Below are 15959 nucleotides of genomic sequence, written 5' to 3'. Positions count from 1 at the left end.
AGCCGGGAGGGGGGGCGCATGGCCTGGACGGATGCCGAGGCACGCCGCGCGTTGCGCGCCATCTTCGACGCGGCGGTGGCGAGCGCCGATCCGCGCGTGGTGCTGGCCCACCACTTGCCGGACCCGCCGATACGGGGCCGGGTGGTCGTGGTCGGCTGCGGCAAGTCGGCGGCGGTGATGGCCGCGGCGGTGGAAGCCGCTTGGCCGGGCATCGACCTCTCCGGCGTCGTCGTCACGCGCTACGGCCACGGCCATCCGACGCGGCGGGTCGAGGTGCTGGAAGCCGCCCATCCCGTGCCGGACGAGGCGGGGGCGGAAGGCGCGCGGCGCGTGCTGGCGGCGGTGCGCGGGCTCTCGGCCGACGACCTGGTGCTTTTCCTCGTCTCCGGCGGCGGCTCCGCGCTGACCACCCTGCCCGCGCCGGGGCTGACGCTGGAGGAGCTGCGCGCCACCAACCGCGCGCTGCTGGCCTCGGGCGCCTACATCGGCGCGATGAACTGCATCCGCCGCCACCTCTCGGCCTTCTCGGGCGGCAGGCTTGCGGTCGCGGCGCATCCGGCGCGCGTCGTCACCCTCGCCATCTCCGACGTGCCGGGCGACGACCCGGCGGTGATCGCCTCCGGCCCCACCGTGCCGGACCCCTCCACCTTCGAGGAGGCACGCGCGCTGGTGGCGCATCACCGCATGGACCTGCCGCCCCGCGTCGCCGCCCATCTCGCCGCCGCGGCGGAGGAGACGCCGAAGCCCGGCGACCCGCGGCTCGGCACCGTGGACTACCGCTTCATCGCGACGCCGATGATGGCGCTGCGCGCGGCGGCGGAGGCGGCGCGCGGCCTCGGCCTCGCCCCCCTGATCCTCGGCGATGCGCTGGAGGGGGAGGCGCGCGGCCTCGGCCAGGCGCTGGCCGGCATCGCGCTGTCGGCGCGGGCGCATGGCCACCCCCTGCCCGCCCCTTGCGTCCTGCTGTCGGGCGGCGAGACGACGGTGACCATCGGGCCGGAAGGCCATGGCCGCGGCGGCCGCAACGCGGAGGCGCTGCTGGGCTGCGCCGTCGCGCTCGGCGGCGCGCCGGGTATCTGGGCGCTGATGGGCGACACGGACGGGATCGACGGCTCGGAGGCCAATGCCGGGGCGTTCTGCGGACCGGACACCCTGGCCCGCGCCCGCGCCACCGGGCTCGACCCGCGCGGGATGCTGGCGCGTCACGACAGCTTCGGCCTGTTCGCCGCGACCGGTGACCTGCTGGAGACGGGGCCAACCCTGACCAACGTGAACGATCTGCGGGCCATTCTCGTGTCTTAACAATATTAAGCCACAACTGCAGCGTGGACAGATTCGCTTACGACCCCTAACTTCGCCCCATGCGCGACCCTGCCCTCGAAGCCCTGCTGTCCCAGCGCGGCGCGGTCACCCGCATCGCCACCGCCCTCGGCATTTCCACCGCCGCCGTCTCCCAGTGGAAGCGCGTGCCCGACGACCGCGTCGCGGAGGTGGCGCGGGCGCTGGGCGTGCCGCCCGCCGCCGTGCGCCCCGACCTGTCGGAGCCGCCGCCGGAAGCCCCTCGTCGCGAAGGACCCCTCATCCGCATGGCCGCCAACCGCATCCCGCTGCGCCGCCGGCGCCGGACCAAGGTGATCGCCACCCTCGGCCCGGCCTCCTCCACGCCGGAGGTGATCGAGCGGCTGTTCCGCGCGGGCGCGGACGTGTTCCGCCTGAACTTCTCGCACGGGTCGCATGCCGACCATGCCGCGCGCATCGCCATCATCCGCGAGCTGGAGCGCAAGGTGGACCGGCCGATCGGCATCCTCGCCGACGTGCAGGGGCCGAAGCTGCGCGTCGGCCGGTTCCAGGCTGGGCGCGTTCAGTTGCAGACCGGGCAGAACTTCCGCCTCGACCTCAGCCCCACGCCGGGCGACGTACGCCGCGTGCAGCTGCCCCATCCCGAGATCATCGGGGCCGCCGGCATCGGCACCACCCTGCTGCTCGACGACGGGAAGCTGCGGCTTCGCGTCATCCGCCAGCGCGACGACCACCTGGAGACGGAGGTGGTGGTCGGCGGCCCGCTGTCGGACCGCAAGGGCGTCAACGTCCCCGACGTGGTGCTGCCGATCCCCGCCCTGACGGAGAAGGACCGCGAGGACCTGGCCTTCCTGCTCGACCAGGGGGTCGAGTATATCGGCCTCAGCTTCGTGCAGCGGCCCGAGGACGTGGTGGAGTGCAAGGCCATCGCCGCGGGCCGCGCCTGGGTGATGGTGAAGATGGAGAAGCCGCAGGCGGTGGAGAACCTCGACGCCATCATCGCGCTGGCGGACTGCGTGATGGTGGCGCGCGGCGACCTCGGCGTCGAATGCCCGCCGGAGGAGGTGCCGCTGATCCAGAAGCGCATCGTCCGCGCCGCGCGCGCCGCCGGCAAGCCGGTGGTGGTCGCGACCCAGATGCTGGAGAGCATGATCAGCGCCCCCGCCCCGACGCGCGCCGAGGCGTCGGACGTCGCGACCGCCGTCTTCGACGGGGCGGATGCGGTGATGCTGAGCGCCGAGACGGCGGCCGGCCAGTTCCCCTACGAAGCGGTGAACATGATGGACCGCATCGTGGCGCGCGTGGAATCCGACCCGGACTGGCGCACCATGACCGATGCCAGCCGCCCGCCGCCGCAGAAATCCTCGGCCGACGCCATCGCCGCCGCCGCCCGCCAGGTGGCCCACACGATCGAGGCGGAGGCGATCGCGACCTTCACCTCCACCGGCTCCACCACGCTGCGCGTCGCGCGCGAACGCCCGGACTGCCCGATCATCGGCCTGACCGCCAGCATGCAGACCGCGCGGCGCATGGCCGTGGTCTGGGGCGTCCACCCGCTGACGACGGTCGAGCTGCACTCGATGACCGACATGGTCGCCAAGGCGATCCGCGCCGCCGCGCAGGAAGGCTTCGCGAAATCCGGCGACGAGGTGGTGGTGACCGCGGGCGTCCCCTTCGGCACGCCGGGCACCACCAACGCGCTGCGGGTGGCGATCGTCAAATAGGCCGGGCACCCTCCGGTTGACGCCGCCGCCACGCGCGCCTTCTCTGCGCCGCTCCAGGGAGTAGCCCCATGCGCCGCCTCGTCCTCGCCGCCGGCCTCGCCGCCACCCTCGCCATGCCCGCCGCGGCGCAGCGCGCGGGCGTCTACGACGTGACGGGCACCAACCTCGACGGCACGGCCTATACCGGGATCGCGCAGATCCGCCCGGCCGGCCTCTCCTCCTTCCTCATCGTCTGGCGGATGGGCAACCAGCTGGTGGAAGGGGTGGGCTTCGCCTCCGGCCGCACCATCGCGGTGGCGTACGGGCTGGCGCAGCGCCCGGGCATCGGCATCTATACGCTGAACCCGGATGGCAGCATGGACGGCGAATGGACCATCGTCGGCGCGCCGGGCAATGCCCGCGAACGCCTGGTGCCACGGCCGGAGGCCGCGCCCGCCACGCCGCCCGCCGCCGAGCCCGCCGCGCCCGCTACTCCGCGATAGGCGCCTTCGCCCGCCTCTCCCCCGCCAGCAGCGCCGCCTTGCGCGGCACGCCCCAGCGATAGCCCGTCAGGTCGCCGCCCGCCCCCACCACCCGGTGGCAGGGCACGGCGAGGGAGACGGGGTTGCGCGCGCAGGCCCGCGCCACCGCGCGGGTCGCGGCGGGCTGGCCCATCTCGGCCGCCAGGCCGGAATAGGTGCGGGTCTCGCCGAGGGGGATGCGCGTCAGCGCCTCCCACACGCGCCGCTGGAAGGCGGTGCCGCGCAGGTCGAGCGGCAGGGCGAGCGCGGCCGCGGGCTCCGCGAGGAAGGCCGCGACCTGGCGCACCCAGGCGGCGAGATCCTCCCCCGCCGGCTCGATCCAAGCCTTCGGGAAACGCGCGCGCAGGTCGCCCTCCAGCGCCTCCGGCGGTTCGGCGAAGCCGATGAAGCAGATGCCGCGCGCCGTCGCGCCGACCAGCAGCGGGCCCATGGCGCTGCCGGCATGGGCGATGCGGATCACCTCCCCCTGCCCGCCGCGCCGGGCCGCGCCGGGCGTCATGCCGAGATGCCGGCCGGTGTCCTCATAGACCCGCGATTCGCTGCCGAAGCCGGCGCCGGCCACCGCCTCGGCCACGCGCTCCCCCGCCGCCAGCGCCGCCTGGAGCCGCCGCGCCCGCACCCCTTCGGCATAGCTGCGCGGGGTGACGCCGGTGATGTCGCGGAACAGGCGCAGGAAATGGTGGCGCGCATAGCCCGCACGGGCCGCGAGCGCCGCGAGGGAGGGCATCGCCTCCTCCGTCTCGATCAGGTCGCAGGCGGCGCGCACCGCCGCGGCATGGATCGCCGAACGTTCCCCCTTGGGATCGCAGCGGAGGCAGGCGCGGAAGCCCGCCGCCTCCGCCCCGGCCGCATCGGCGTAGAAGCGGACATTGCGCCGCAGCGGCGGGCGGGACGGGCAGCCGCTGCGGCAGAACACGCCCTGCGTCGTCACGGCATAGAGGAAGGGGCCGCAGCCCGGCGCCGCATCCCGCGCCAGCAGCGCCTGCCAGCGCAGCTCGTCCATGTCCTGGGGCATCGGGGCTTCGGGCATCGCCTTCACCGGTCGGATGTGTCGGGCGGCATCTGGCGCCGGGTGCGGGCCGCGCGCCATCCGCGCGTTGCTACAGCGCGTCGCCCTCCGCCCGGCGGGCAAGCTCGCGGCGGCGTTCCTCGCCGCCCGCCATCCGCGGATGCAGCGCGAGCGCGGCGTCGAGGCTGCGCAGCGCACCCTGCAGGTCCCCCGCTTCCTCCTGCAGCTCCGACAGCGCGAGCAGCGCGCCGAAATGCCGCGGCTCCAGCCGCAGCGCCTCCTGCAGGTCGCGCGCCGCCTGCGCGCCTTCGCCGAGCCGCGACAGGGCGCGCGCGCGCAGCAGCCAGGGCTCGGCCGCGCCTGGCTCCAGCACCAGCGCAGCGTCGAAATCCTCCAGCGCCTCGCCCGGCTCGTTGCCCTGGAGGTTGCGGATGCCGCGGCGGATCAGCAGCCCCGCGGCGGGCGAGACCGCCTGCCCCCAGACCGCGCGGATGCGGGTCTCGACAAGCTGCGCGCCCGCGGTGTCGGGGGCGGTCCTCAGCGCCTCGAACAGGCGGTCGAGCTCTGCGCGCCGCGCCTCGGCCGGGCTGCGCGTGGCGGTGTTCGGCACCTGCGCCGCGAGCGGCGCGGGCGGCAGCAGCAGCAGCAGCAGGGCGAGGAACAGGGCGCGGACCATGCGGAGGAGCCTCCCGCAGGGAAGATGGGATGCGCAAGGGCCGCGGAAGGGATGGCCGGCGGTGACGAGGGCGTGCGCCCCCGCGCCCTAACGCCCGAGCGCGATCCCCGCCGCCTGCACGATGCCGCGGAACTTCGCGAGTTCCGCGACCAGGAAGGCGCGCGCCTCCTCGGGCGCGTTGCGGTCCGCCGCGTCGACCCCGGCGGCGGCCATGCGCTCGCGCACCGCGGGCTCGGCCAGGACGGCGTTCGCCGCCTCGTTGAGCCGGGCGAGCAGCGGCGCGGGCAGGTTCTTCGGCGCGAGCAGCAGGTTCCAGGTGGTCACGTCCACATCCGCGACCCCGACCTCGGCGAGGGAGGGGATCTCCGGCATCAGCGGATGGCGGCGCGGCACCGTCACCGCCAGCCCGCGGGAGGTGCCGTCGCGCAGATGCGGCGCGGCGGAGGCCAGCACCTCGCAGGACCAGTCCACCTCCCCCGCCGCCATCGCCGCCAGGACCTGCGCGCCGCCGCGATAGGGGATGTGCTCGGCCCGCAGCCCGCCGGCCCGCGCCATCACGTATTCGCCCGTCAGGTGGCCGATGCCGCCCGCGCCGGAGGTGGCGAAGGACAGCGCCCCCGGCCGCGCCCGCATCGCCGCCAGCAGGTCCTGCATGGTGCGGTGCGGGGACCGTCCGGGCACCACCACCACCAGCGGCCCGCCGCCCACGATCGCGACCGCGGTGAAGTCCTCCACCGGGTCATAGGGCGTGGTCTGCGGCAGCGCCGCCGGGTTGGTCCCGTGGGAGGAGGCGGTCGCCATCAGCAGCGTGTGCCCGTCCGGCGCCTGCCGCCGCGCGAAGTCGGCGCCGAGCGAACCGCCCGCGCCGGCCCGGTTCTCCACGATGATCCGCGCCCCCGCGCCGAGCCGCGCCGCCATCCGCTCCGCCAGGATGCGGGCGGCAATGTCGGTGGAGCCGCCGGCGGTGAAGGGCACCACCAGGGAGATCGGCCGGTCCGGCCAGGGCGCCTGGGCAAGGGCGGGGGCCGGCAGCGCGGCGGCGAGGAGGAGAAGGGCGCGTCGGTTCATGCGCGCAACCTGCGCAACCGGCCGCCTCCTGTCCAGCGCCGCCCGCTTCCCGGCCGGGCGGCCGGGCGGCACCATGCGGCCGCCGCGGCGTTTCCCGCCCGCCCTGCCAGGAGCCGCCCGCATGACGCCTGCCACCCCGCCGGACGCCTCGGCGCAGAGGAACAGCCGCAGCTACCTGCTGCCGGTCGAGGACCGCGACTTCCTGCTGCGCGACGAGATGCGGGCCGCGCGCTTCGGCATGGAATACCTGAAGGCGGAACTGGCGCTGCGCGACTGGGGCGTGCGGTCCACCGTCGTCGTCTTCGGCAGCGCCCGCGTGGCCGACCGGGAGGGCGCGGCCCGTGCGCTGCGCGCCGCCCGCGGTGCCGAGGCGAAGCGGCTGGCGGAACGGCGGCTCGCCTTCTCGGCCCATTACGAGACGGCGCGCGCCTTCGCCCGCCTGGTCAGCCTGCGCGGCGGCGCGCTGGCGAATGATGGCGGGCTGCGCGACAACGTCATCGCCACCGGCGGCGGCCCGGGCATCATGGAAGCGGCCAATCGCGGGGCGTCGGAAGCGGGCGCGCCTTCCATCGGCTTCAACATCACCTTGCCGCACGAACAGGCGCCGAACGCCTTCTCCACCCCCGCGCTGACCTTCCGCTTCCACTATTTCGCGATGCGGAAGATGCACCTGGCGATGCGCGCCAATGCGCTGGCGGTCTTCCCCGGCGGCTTCGGCACCTTCGACGAGCTGTTCGAGATCCTGACCCTGGTGCAGTCGGCGAAGGCGCGACCGGTCCCGATCGTCCTGTTCGGCCGGGACTGGTGGCGGGAGGCGGTGAACTTCGAGGCGCTGGCCCGCGACGGCATGATCGCGGAAGCCGACCTGCGGCTGTTCGAGATGGTGGACACGCCGGAGGAGGGATGGGAGTCGCTCGTCCGCCGCGGTCTCAAGGCCCACACGCCGCCCGCCGAGGCCCCGCGCGCGCCGGCGCGGCGCGCACGGAAGGCGCCTTCCGGGGTGACGCTGCGCTGAAGGCCGGGTGGCGCGGGGGCCGGCGGGCTACGCCGCCTGCGCCCGGCGCGCCCCGGCAACCTGCGGCGGCTCCGGCCCGCCCGCCATCCAGTCCAGCAGCTCCACCGTGTGGACCGTGGGCATCGCGCCGCCCGACAGCTGCGTCAGGCAGCCGATATTGCCCGCCGCGATCAGGTCCGCCCGCGTGCGGCCGAGATTGCCGAGCTTGCGGTCGCGGAGCTGCCCCGCGATCTCCGGCTGGAGCAGGTTGTAGGTGCCGGCGGAGCCGCAGCAGAGATGGCCTTCCGACGGTTCCTTCACGGCGAAGCCCGCGCGCTTCAGCAGGTCCTTCGGCGCCGCGGTGACCCGCTGCCCGTGCTGGAGCGAGCAGGCGGCGTGGTAGGCCACCGTCAGCCCCGGCGCGGGGCGCGTCGGCGCATAGCCGAACTTCTGCAGCACCTCGCTGACATCCATCGCGAGGGCGCCGACCTTCGCGGCGCGCTCCGGCCAGTCCCCGGGCTCGGTGCGGAACATGTGGCCATAGTCCTTCACCGTCGTGCCGCAGCCCGAGGTGTTGACGACGATGGCGTCCAGCCCCTCGCCCGCCATCTCCTCCGACCAGGCGGCGACATTGGCGCGGGCCAGCCGCATCGCCGGGTCGTGGTGGCCCATGTGGTGGTCGAGCGCGCCGCAGCAGCCCTGGTCCTTCGTCACCACGACATCGAGGCCCATGCGCGTCAGCAGCCGCACCGTCGCCTCGTTGATGGAGGGCGCGAGCACCTGCTGCGCGCAGCCCGTCAGCAGCGCGACGCGGCCGCGGCGCGTGCCCTCGGCGCGGTGCAGGCCGGGCCTTTCCACCGGGCTCGGCCGGGGGACGGACCGCGGCGCCAGCTTCAGCATGGCGCGCAGGCGCTGCGCCGTGACCGACCCGCCCGGGATCAGCCGCGCGAAGGGCCGCGCCAGCCTGCCGCCCGCCAGCGCCAGGCGCAGCCGCCGGGGATAGGGCAGCAGGGTGGACAGCAGGCGGCGCAGCGCACGTTCCGACCTCGGCCGGTCGTAGGTCTCCTCGATGTGGCGGCGGGCATGGTCCACCAGGTGCATGTAGTGGACGCCCGAGGGGCAGGTGGTCATGCAGGACAGGCAGGAGAGGCAGCGGTCCACATGCTTCACCACCTCCTCCGTCGCCGGGCGGTCGTTCTCCAGCATGTCCTTGATGAGGTAGATGCGCCCGCGCGGGCTGTCCAACTCGTCCCCGAGCAGGACGAAGGTGGGGCAGGTGGCGGTGCACATGCCGCAATGGACGCATGTCCGCAGGATCCTGTTGCTCTCCGCCGTATCGGGGTCGCGGAGCTGCGCGTCGGTGAAGCTGGTCTGCATCTGGGGCTCCCTGCCGGGCATAGATGGCCCTTCCGTGGCGCCGGGGGAAGCCGCGGCGCGGGCCGGTCCGCAGCGGCACGCTCGTTGCAAACCCGCCACCGCCCGCCCAACGGCCTTGCAGGTTGCGATGCCGGCTGCGGGACGGGGCCGGGATTTCCCCCTTCGCGTTCACCACGGATCAAGAAAGGTGCTGCAAGATGCGGATCGACACCTCCCCGACCCCGCCGCGGGGTTCCGCCGAAGCCCTGACGCGCCACCGCGCCTGGATCGGCGAACGGGAACATGCGCGGCAGATGGCGCTGCTGCGCGTCCGGGCCGCGCCGAATCCGGCGGAACGGCGCGGCGCCGACCGCCGCCAGGCCGAACGCCGGCAGGCCTGATCCGGTTACCCCGTCGCGCCGCCCGCGCGACGGGACATGGCACCGGCCCGGGGCAGCGATGCCCCGGGCCGGGCCATCCGGTCAGACGCCCGCGCGCATCCTGCCGGGGTTGAACACCCCTTCGGGGTCCAGCGCCGCCTTCACCCGCGCCGCGATGCCGGCCAGCGCGGGCGCTTCCTCCGGCACCACCGCGACCATGGCGCGCAGCGGCTCCGGCGCACGGAACAGGGTGAAGCTGCCCCGCGCCGCCGCGGCCGCGCGCATCACCTCCGCATGGGCGGCCTCAGTCGCCGGGCCGGCCACCCAGACCAGACCGCCGCCCCAGTCCAGCATCACCCGCGCGCCGAAGGCGGCCACCAGCGCCGCCGCCACGCGCGGCCCCGCGCTCGGCCGGACGGAGACGCGCCACACCGCATCGCCCTCCGCCGCCCGCAGCGGCTCGGCATCCCGCACCGCGCGCCACAGCGCGGCCGAGGCGTCGTCGGCCACCAGCGACACCTCGCCGAAGGGGGCCAGATCCTCCCGCAGGCGCCCGCCGCGATAATCGACGGAGGCGCGGAACTCCTCGAGCCGCAGCAGCGCGACCGGCCCCGCCAGCCCCGCGCCGCCATCCGGCAGCAGCGCCGCGCCGGTGACGCCGAAGGGGCTGCACAGCCCGGCGCTGAGCGCCCGCACGCCCGCGGCAAGGTCGGCGACCCGCACCGCCAGCGTCGCCTGCGCCTCGGGCCGCGGCAGCACCTTCAGCGTCACCTCGGTGATGACGCCGAGCGTGCCGTGGCTGCCGGCGAGGAGCTTGCAGAGATCGAGCCCGGTGACGTTCTTCAGCACCCGCCCGCCGCTGCGCACCACTTCCCCAGCGCCGTTGACGAAGCGGATGCCGAGGAGGTGGTCGCGGATCGCCCCCGCCGTGATGCGCCGCGGGCCGGAGAGGTTGGCCGCGACCACGCCGCCAAGCGTGGCGGGCCGGTCCGTGCCGAACAGCGCGCGCGTGTCGGGCGGTTCGGGCGCGATCATCTGGCCCCGCTCCGCCACCGCGGCCTCGATCTCCGGCAGCGGCGTGCCGGCGCGGGCGGAGATCACCAGCTCCGTCGGCCGGTACAGCGTGATGCCGGCGAGGTTGCGGGTGGACAGCGTGCGCGCCGCCTGCACGGGGCGCAGCAGGGCGCGCTTCGACCCGTTGCCCTCGATCGCCAGCGGTTCCCGCGCCGCCGTGGCGGCGGCGACGGCGGCGGCGAGTTCGGCTTCGTCCAGCGGGGCGAACAGCATCAGGACAGCGCGGGCGACAGGGGGAAGACCTTGTGCGGGTTCAGCAGCCAGGCCGGGTCGAAGGCGGACTTGATGCGGCGCTGCTGGTCCAGCTCATGCGGCCGGAACTGGTAGGGCATCAGGTCGCGCTTCTCCACGCCCACGCCGTGCTCCCCGGTCAGGCAGCCGCCGACCTCGACGCAGAGCTTCAGGATCTCGGCCCCGAAGGCCTCGGCCTTGCGGAAGCTCTCGGCGTCGTTGGCGTCGAACATGATCAGCGGGTGCAGGTTGCCGTCGCCCGCATGGAACACGTTGGCGACGCCGAGGCCGTATTGCGCGCTCATCTCTCCGATCCGCTTCAGCACATGCGGCAGTTCCCCGGTCGGGATGGTGCCGTCCATGCAGAGGTAGTCGGGGCTGATGCGGCCGACCGCGCCGAAGGCGCCCTTGCGGCCCTTCCAGATGGCGATGCTCTCCTCCGCCGTCTGGGCCACCCGCAGACTGATCGGGTCGAATCGGGCGCAGATCGCGTGGATGCGGTCCAGCAGCTCATCCTGCTCCCGCTCGCTGCCCTCCACCTCGATGATGAGCATGGCTTCCGCATCCAGCGGGTAGCCAGCATGGGCGAAGGCCTCGCAGGCATGGATGCAGGGCCGGTCCATGAATTCCAGGGCGACGGGGATGATGCCCGACCCGATGATGGCATCCACCGCCGCGCCCGCGACCTCGGTGCCGCGGAAGGCGGCGAGCATGGCGCGCGCGCCCTCGGGCCCGCGCAGGATGCGGACCGTGACCTCCGTGACGATGCCGAGCATCCCCTCGCTGCCGGTCACCAGGCCGAGCCAGTCATAGCCCGCGGAATCGAGGTGGTCGCCGCCGATCTCCACGATCTCGCCCGTCGGCGTCACCATCTTCAGGCCGAGCAGGTTGTTCGCGGTGACGCCGTATTTCAGGCAATGCGCCCCGCCCGAATTCATGCCGACATTGCCGCCGATCATGCAGGCGAGCTGGCTCGACGGGTCGGGCGCGTAGAAGAACCCCTCATGCTCCACCGCCCTGGTGATGCCGAGATTGGTGACCCCCGCCTCCACCACCGCGAGCCGGTCGTCGAAGTCGATCTCGAGGATGCGGTTCATCCGCATCAGCCCGATCACCACCGCATCGGCCAGCGGCAGCGCCCCGCCCGACAGGCTGGTGCCCGCGCCGCGCGGCACCACGCGGATGCCATTGGCGTGGCAGTGGCGCATCACCGCCGCCACCTGCTCCGTCGTCTGCGGCAGCACCACCGCGAGCGGCACCTGGCGATAGGCCGACAGGCCGTCCGTCTCGTAGGGCTTGAGGCGGAGCGCCTCGCTGATCGTGCCCTCGCCGGGGACGATGGCGCGCAGCGCGGCCACGATCTCCTCCCGGCGGGCGACGATCTCGGCATTGGGTGGGGGCAGCGCGATCATGGAACCTCCCGGGGCAGCGGGAAGATGGTCCGTGGCCCCGGGACGGGCAAGACGGTCCGGCACCGGGCGCGGCTGCCGCGCCGAGGCCCGCGCATGACGAAGGGCCGCGCCGGACGACCCGGCGCGGCCCCTGCATCCGATCGAAGGGCCGGGCGCGCCCGGCCGGCCGGCTTCAGCCCTGGCGGGCCTTCAGCCGGGGGTTCTTCTTGTTCAGCACGTAGACGCGGCCGCGGCGGCGAACCAGGAAGCAGTTCTTGTCGCGGGTCTTCGCGGTCTTCAGCGAGTTGCGGATCTTCATCGTCGTGGTCCTGTGAGGCCGCGCCGGATAGCGGCGGGGCGGGGTGATGTCAACCGGCGGCGGGCGGAACCTCGGTGGTCCAGCCATGCGCGTCGTTGGTGCGGCCGTACTGGATGCCGACGATGGCGTCGTAGAGCCGGCTGGTCAGCTCGCCCGTCTCGCCGCCGTTGATCACCAGGTCCCGGCCCTTGTAGCCGAGCGTGCCCACCGGGGACACGACGGCGGCCGTGCCCGTGCCCCACATCTCCCGCAGGGTGCCGGCGGCGCCGGCGGCCATCACCTCGTCGATCGAGACCGGGCGCTCGGTCACCGTCAGCCCCCAGTCGCGCAGGAGCTGGAGGACGGAGTTGCGCGTCACGCCATCGAGGATGGTGCCGGCGAGCGGGGGGGTGATCACCTCGTCGCCGATGCGGACCATGATGTTCATCGTGCCGACCTCGTCCAGGTATTTCCGCTCCACCGCGTCGAGGTAGAGCACCTGCGTGTAGCCCGCCGCCGCGGCGTCCTGCTGGCCGGCGAGGCTGGCCGCGTAGTTCGCCGCCGTCTTCGCCTCCCCCGTGCCGCCCTTCACGGCGCGCACATGCCGGTCCGAGGCGAGGATCCGCACCGGCTTCACGCCTTCCTTGTAGTAGCTGCCGACCGGCGAGAGGATGAGGAAATACAGGTAGCTGTGCGCCGGATGGACGCCGAGCATCACATCCGTCGCGATCACAGTCGGGCGGAGGTAGAGCGAGGTGCCGGGCTTGCGCGGCACCCAGTCATGGTCGACGCCGACCAGGGCGTCGAAGCTCCGCCGCACGATGTCCACCGGCATCTCCGGCATGCACATGATCCGCGCGGAGCGGTTCAGCCGTTCGGCGTGGCGACCGGCGCGGAACAGCCGCACCCGGCCATCGGCGCCGCGGAAGGCCTTCAGCCCGTCGAAGATCGCCTGACCGTAGTGCAGCACGCTCGTCGCCGGGTCGAGGGAGAGCGGGCCATAGGGCTCGATCCGCGGGGAATGCCAGCCCTTCCCCTCGTCGTAGTTCATCAGGAACATGTGGTCCGTCAGGACCTTGCCGAAGGCGAGGCTGTCGTCCGACGGCTTCGCCTTGGGCGCGGTGGTGCGGGTGACGGGGAAGGGGCCGTTGCTCATGGCGCCGCCTCTGCCTTTGCTGCCGGGTTCGCGGGTTCTTGCGTGACTGGTCCGGACCCTATAGCGCGTTCCGCCGCTGTGGCAGAGTCCCTGACCTACTCCGCCGCGATTTTTCCCGCCGCCCCCTCCTCCGCGATCAGCTTCAGCCAGCCGTCGCGGGTCTGGGGCAGCTTGCGGCCCAGGATCTGCTCCGCCACCTGCGTCCGCAGCACCTGCGCGGTGCCGCCGGCGATGGCGAACATCCGCGCATCCCGCAGGTAGCGCTCCATCGGGTTGTCCCGCGAATAGCCCGCGGCGCCCCAGACCTGCAGGGCGCCGTTGGTGACGCGGATCGCCATCTCGGAGGCGAAGACCTTGGCCTGGGCGGCAGCCAGGCGGTCCGGGAAGCCGGCCGGGCCGGCGCTGCGGGCCGCGCGGCGGACCAGGGCGCGGGCGGCCTCCACCTCGATCGACATGTCGGCGAGCATCCAGCCGAGGCCCTGGAATTCCGCGATGGGCCGGCCGAACTGGCGGCGCGTTCCGGCGCGGGCGAGGGCGTGGTCCAGCGCCCCGGCCGCGAGGCCGAGCGCGACGGTCGCCGCGCCGACGCGCTGGCCGTTATAGGCATCGATCAGCCGCGCGAAGCCGCGCCCCCAGCCGCCGGGCGCGCGCAGCACCATCGCATCCGGCACCACCAGGTCGTGGAATTCCAGCTCCGCCTCCGGCATCCCGCAGAGGCCGAGCGAGGGGATGCGGCGGGCGACCACCAGGCCGGGCGGGTCCCCTTCCCCGCCGCGCACCACCAGGAAGCCGCCGATGCCGCGGAAGGCGCCGTCCTCCACCACGCGGGCGAAGATCAGGTGCAGGCGGGACACGCCGCCGCCGGTGATCCAGGTCTTGCGGCCGTTGATCACCCAGTCGCCGCCGCGGCGTTCGGCGGTCGTCGTCATCTCGGTCGCGGCGGACCCGGCCTCGGGCTCGGTGATGCAGATGGCGGGCTTGTCACCGGCGAGGACGAGCCCGGCCGCCAGGCGCTTCTGCGCCTCCGTCCCATAGGCCATCACGGCGCCGACCGCGCCCATGTTGGCCTCCACCGCGATGCGGCCGCAGACGGCGCAAGCCTTCGAGAATTCCTCGACCACCAGCACGGCGTCCATCACGGACCCGCCCGGCCCGCCCCACTCGCGCGGGATGGTCAGGCCGGTGAAGCCGGCTTCCGCCATGCGGCGGACCATCGGCCAGGGGTATTCGCCGCTGCGGTCGGTCGCCGCGGCGCCGGCGGCGGCGTCCTGCGCCATCTCCCGCGCGCGGTCGCGCAGGCGGGCCTGGTCGGGGGTGAGGTCGTCGGTCATGCGGAAAGCCGTTCCTCGATAGCGGCGGCGGCGGCCTTGTCCAGCTTCAGCGCGCGCGCGAGGCGGTCGAGCCAGGCGCGCTCGGCCTCCGTCACCTCGCCCGCGCCGGCGAAGGCGGCGGCGTAGAGCCGGGCGCGCAGCATCGGGTCGGTCGCCTCTGCGGCCAGGGACTCGGGCGTCATCGGCCGGTCGAAATCGGCGAGCACGAAGTCGCGCTCCTCCGCGCTCAGTCCCGCGGCGTCGAGCTGGGCGGCGATGGCCTTGCGCTCGGCGGCGTCCACCGCGCCATCGGCCTTGGCGGCGGCGATCATGGCGCGCATCAGCAGCAGCGATTCGGCTTCCTCGGCGGCGGGGGCCTCGGGTTCGGGCGGCGGCGCGGCGGGCCGGGACCAGGGGGAGCCCCCGGCCTGCGGGGTGCGGGGCGAAGGGGCGGGCGTGGAAACGGGACGGATGTCGCCGCCCCAGGGCCGCCCGGCCGGGCGCGGGGCCGGGGCAGGCGCGGGTGCAGGCGCGGGGGTTGCTGCCTGGCCGCCGCGCATCATCGCCTCGATCGCCGCGCCCGCGACGGTGCCGAGCGCGCGGGCCAGCGCCGCATTGCCGCCGCGCCCGCCGAGCAGCGAGGGCGTCGCGTTCCGCCGCCGCCGCCGCGGCGGCTGCGCCGCGCCGCCGAGCAGCGCACCCAGCACACGGTTCAGGTCCATGCCTGTCCTCCCTGGCGGGCAGGGACGACACCTCCCCAACCCTCCCCGGTGGTACCCGAGCGCGCGGCCCACGGGAAGGTCAGCGGCGCAGCAGCCCCCGCAACAGGTCGCCAGCCGCACCGGGAAGGCCGGGGATGGCGGGCTGCGGCGCCTGCGGCGCGGGCGCGGCCTGCGCCGGGGCGGGGCGGGCGGCGGGCACCCGCCCTTCCCGCCCGCCGCGCGCGGCGGCCAGGGCCGGGCCGCATTCCGGCAACGGCTCCAGCCGGGACTGGCGCCCCTGCGCGAGCGCGCCGAGCAGCGCGCCGGCATCGCCGCCGACGCGCCCGGCCAGCCCGCCCAGCGCCGCTTCCAGCCCGCCCACGATATCCACCCCGCCATAGCGCGGCGCGGCCAGCGTGCCGCCGAGGTCGGCCGCGACGCGCAGCGCCTGCCCGGCCGCGCGGATGTCGTGCTGCAGCCGCAGTGCGAGCGTCTCGTCCCGCAGGTTCACCGTGCCGCCGCCCGCGACCTTCGCCGCGGGCGCATCCAGCAGCAGGGTGCCGACCCGCGCCAGCCCATCCGCCGCATCGGCGCGCAACGCGACGCAATCCACCGGCAGGCGCTGCGGGATCTGCGGCAGCACCGGCAGCCTTTCGCGCAGCGCCGCCTGCACCGGGCCGGTCAGCGCCGGCTCCAGGCTGCCCTCCAGCACCGCGAGGCCGAGATGCCCGCCGAGCGTCGCCGCCACCGCCCGCAGGTCGTTGCCGCGCC

General features: G+C 74.6%; 15 protein-coding genes and 1 pseudogene. 5 read left to right on the top strand and 11 right to left on the bottom strand.

Annotated elements, in window-relative coordinates:
* The first annotated feature begins 18 nt into the window (after positions 1 to 18).
* The 3 genes from ACK8OX_RS11675 (at position 19) to ACK8OX_RS11665 (ending at position 3505) form a co-directional block, all read left to right on the top strand.
* Positions 19 to 1302 carry a glycerate kinase type-2 family protein gene (locus ACK8OX_RS11675; protein ID WP_430664262.1) on the top strand — a complete coding sequence of 428 codons (1284 nt, stop codon included), beginning with the start codon at positions 19 to 21 and terminating at the stop codon, positions 1300 to 1302.
* Between the two features lie 284 nt (positions 1303 to 1586).
* Positions 1587 to 3023, top strand: a complete 1437-nt coding sequence (pyk, locus tag ACK8OX_RS11670; protein ID WP_430664371.1) for a pyruvate kinase — start codon at positions 1587 to 1589, stop codon at positions 3021 to 3023.
* A 68-nt stretch (positions 3024 to 3091) separates the two neighbouring features.
* Complete coding sequence (locus ACK8OX_RS11665; RefSeq protein ID WP_430664261.1) at positions 3092 to 3505, top strand: hypothetical protein; 414 nt, start codon at positions 3092 to 3094, stop codon at positions 3503 to 3505.
* Here ACK8OX_RS11665 and ada read toward each other — a convergent pair.
* From ada to ACK8OX_RS11650, 3 genes are all read right to left on the bottom strand, one after another.
* Complete coding sequence (gene ada, locus ACK8OX_RS11660; protein WP_430664260.1) at positions 3492 to 4559, bottom strand: bifunctional DNA-binding transcriptional regulator/O6-methylguanine-DNA methyltransferase Ada; 1068 nt, start codon at positions 4557 to 4559, stop codon at positions 3492 to 3494. The two genes, ACK8OX_RS11665 and ada, sit on opposite strands and share 14 nt — an antisense overlap.
* Before the next feature lie 85 nt (positions 4560 to 4644).
* Positions 4645 to 5229 (bottom strand): hypothetical protein, encoded by a 585-nt coding sequence (locus ACK8OX_RS11655; protein ID WP_430664259.1) that lies wholly within the window; start codon positions 5227 to 5229, stop codon positions 4645 to 4647.
* A gap of 87 nt (positions 5230 to 5316) precedes the next feature.
* The gene (locus ACK8OX_RS11650; protein WP_430664258.1) at positions 5317 to 6297 is read right to left on the bottom strand and encodes a Bug family tripartite tricarboxylate transporter substrate binding protein; all 981 of its coding nucleotides are present in this window, start codon (positions 6295 to 6297) and stop codon (positions 5317 to 5319) included.
* A gap of 121 nt (positions 6298 to 6418) precedes the next feature.
* On the opposite strand from ACK8OX_RS11650, the gene ACK8OX_RS11645 reads away from it, so the two are divergent.
* Positions 6419 to 7312 (top strand): LOG family protein, encoded by an 894-nt coding sequence (locus tag ACK8OX_RS11645; RefSeq protein WP_430664257.1) that lies wholly within the window; start codon positions 6419 to 6421, stop codon positions 7310 to 7312.
* 27 nt (positions 7313 to 7339) lie between these two features.
* On the opposite strand, the gene glcF is transcribed toward ACK8OX_RS11645, so the two are convergent.
* Entirely contained in the window at positions 7340 to 8668 is a 1329-nt protein-coding gene (glcF, locus tag ACK8OX_RS11640) for a glycolate oxidase subunit GlcF (RefSeq protein WP_430664256.1), read from the bottom strand.
* 197 nt (positions 8669 to 8865) lie between these two features.
* Between glcF and ACK8OX_RS11635 the strand changes: the two genes are divergently transcribed.
* Positions 8866 to 9048, top strand: a complete 183-nt coding sequence (locus tag ACK8OX_RS11635; protein ID WP_430664255.1) for a hypothetical protein — start codon at positions 8866 to 8868, stop codon at positions 9046 to 9048.
* Between the two features lie 81 nt (positions 9049 to 9129).
* Here ACK8OX_RS11635 and glcE read toward each other — a convergent pair whose 3' ends face one another.
* The 7 genes and pseudogenes from glcE to ACK8OX_RS11600 all read right to left on the bottom strand — a co-directional run.
* Positions 9130 to 10314: a glycolate oxidase subunit GlcE gene (gene glcE, locus ACK8OX_RS11630; protein WP_430664254.1), complete on the bottom strand. Its 1185-nt coding sequence runs from the start codon at positions 10312 to 10314 to the stop codon at positions 9130 to 9132.
* Complete coding sequence (locus ACK8OX_RS11625; protein WP_430664253.1) at positions 10314 to 11744, bottom strand: FAD-linked oxidase C-terminal domain-containing protein; 1431 nt, start codon at positions 11742 to 11744, stop codon at positions 10314 to 10316. Before ACK8OX_RS11625 ends, glcE begins: the two co-directional genes overlap by 1 nt.
* A gap of 172 nt (positions 11745 to 11916) precedes the next feature.
* Positions 11917 to 12042, bottom strand: a complete 126-nt coding sequence (ykgO, locus tag ACK8OX_RS11620; protein ID WP_109872693.1) for a type B 50S ribosomal protein L36 — start codon at positions 12040 to 12042, stop codon at positions 11917 to 11919.
* Between the two features lie 49 nt (positions 12043 to 12091).
* Positions 12092 to 13177: a branched-chain amino acid aminotransferase gene (locus tag ACK8OX_RS11615; RefSeq protein ID WP_430664251.1), complete on the bottom strand. Its 1086-nt coding sequence runs from the start codon at positions 13175 to 13177 to the stop codon at positions 12092 to 12094.
* Between the two features lie 95 nt (positions 13178 to 13272).
* Positions 13273 to 14508 (bottom strand): 3-sulfinopropanoyl-CoA desulfinase, encoded by a 1236-nt coding sequence (gene acdA, locus ACK8OX_RS11610; RefSeq protein ID WP_430664250.1) that lies wholly within the window; start codon positions 14506 to 14508, stop codon positions 13273 to 13275.
* Entirely contained in the window at positions 14505 to 15209 is a 705-nt protein-coding gene (locus ACK8OX_RS11605) for a DUF533 domain-containing protein (RefSeq protein WP_430664249.1), read from the bottom strand. The genes acdA and ACK8OX_RS11605 overlap by 4 nt, the downstream gene beginning before the upstream one ends.
* Before the next feature lie 79 nt (positions 15210 to 15288).
* Positions 15289 to 15959: pseudogene (locus tag ACK8OX_RS11600) on the bottom strand (hypothetical protein); the annotation flags it as partial.

Origin of the sequence: Falsiroseomonas sp. CW058 (assembly GCF_050563535.1) — a bacterium.
Taxonomy (GTDB): Bacteria; Pseudomonadota; Alphaproteobacteria; order Acetobacterales; family Acetobacteraceae; genus Falsiroseomonas.
Note: the sequence above shows the minus strand (reverse complement) of the source record. Positions and strands in the feature narration are given on the sequence as shown.

Coding starts and splice junctions, on each gene's coding strand:
- ACK8OX_RS11645 (WP_430664257.1), top strand. CDS start 6,419: ATGACGCCTGCCACCCCGCCGGACGCCTCGGCGCAGAGGAACAGCCGC.
- ACK8OX_RS11655 (WP_430664259.1), bottom strand. CDS start 5,229: ATGGTCCGCGCCCTGTTCCTCGCCCTGCTGCTGCTGCTGCTGCCGCCC.
- ACK8OX_RS11635 (WP_430664255.1), top strand. CDS start 8,866: ATGCGGATCGACACCTCCCCGACCCCGCCGCGGGGTTCCGCCGAAGCC.
- ACK8OX_RS11625 (WP_430664253.1), bottom strand. CDS start 11,744: ATGATCGCGCTGCCCCCACCCAATGCCGAGATCGTCGCCCGCCGGGAG.
- ykgO (WP_109872693.1), bottom strand. CDS start 12,042: ATGAAGATCCGCAACTCGCTGAAGACCGCGAAGACCCGCGACAAGAAC.
- ACK8OX_RS11665 (WP_430664261.1), top strand. CDS start 3,092: ATGCGCCGCCTCGTCCTCGCCGCCGGCCTCGCCGCCACCCTCGCCATG.
- ACK8OX_RS11675 (WP_430664262.1), top strand. CDS start 19: ATGGCCTGGACGGATGCCGAGGCACGCCGCGCGTTGCGCGCCATCTTC.
- glcF (WP_430664256.1), bottom strand. CDS start 8,668: ATGCAGACCAGCTTCACCGACGCGCAGCTCCGCGACCCCGATACGGCG.
- ACK8OX_RS11605 (WP_430664249.1), bottom strand. CDS start 15,209: ATGGACCTGAACCGTGTGCTGGGTGCGCTGCTCGGCGGCGCGGCGCAG.
- acdA (WP_430664250.1), bottom strand. CDS start 14,508: ATGACCGACGACCTCACCCCCGACCAGGCCCGCCTGCGCGACCGCGCG.
- ACK8OX_RS11650 (WP_430664258.1), bottom strand. CDS start 6,297: ATGAACCGACGCGCCCTTCTCCTCCTCGCCGCCGCGCTGCCGGCCCCC.
- ACK8OX_RS11615 (WP_430664251.1), bottom strand. CDS start 13,177: ATGAGCAACGGCCCCTTCCCCGTCACCCGCACCACCGCGCCCAAGGCG.
- pyk (WP_430664371.1), top strand. CDS start 1,587: ATGGCCGCCAACCGCATCCCGCTGCGCCGCCGGCGCCGGACCAAGGTG.
- glcE (WP_430664254.1), bottom strand. CDS start 10,314: ATGCTGTTCGCCCCGCTGGACGAAGCCGAACTCGCCGCCGCCGTCGCC.
- ada (WP_430664260.1), bottom strand. CDS start 4,559: ATGCCCCAGGACATGGACGAGCTGCGCTGGCAGGCGCTGCTGGCGCGG.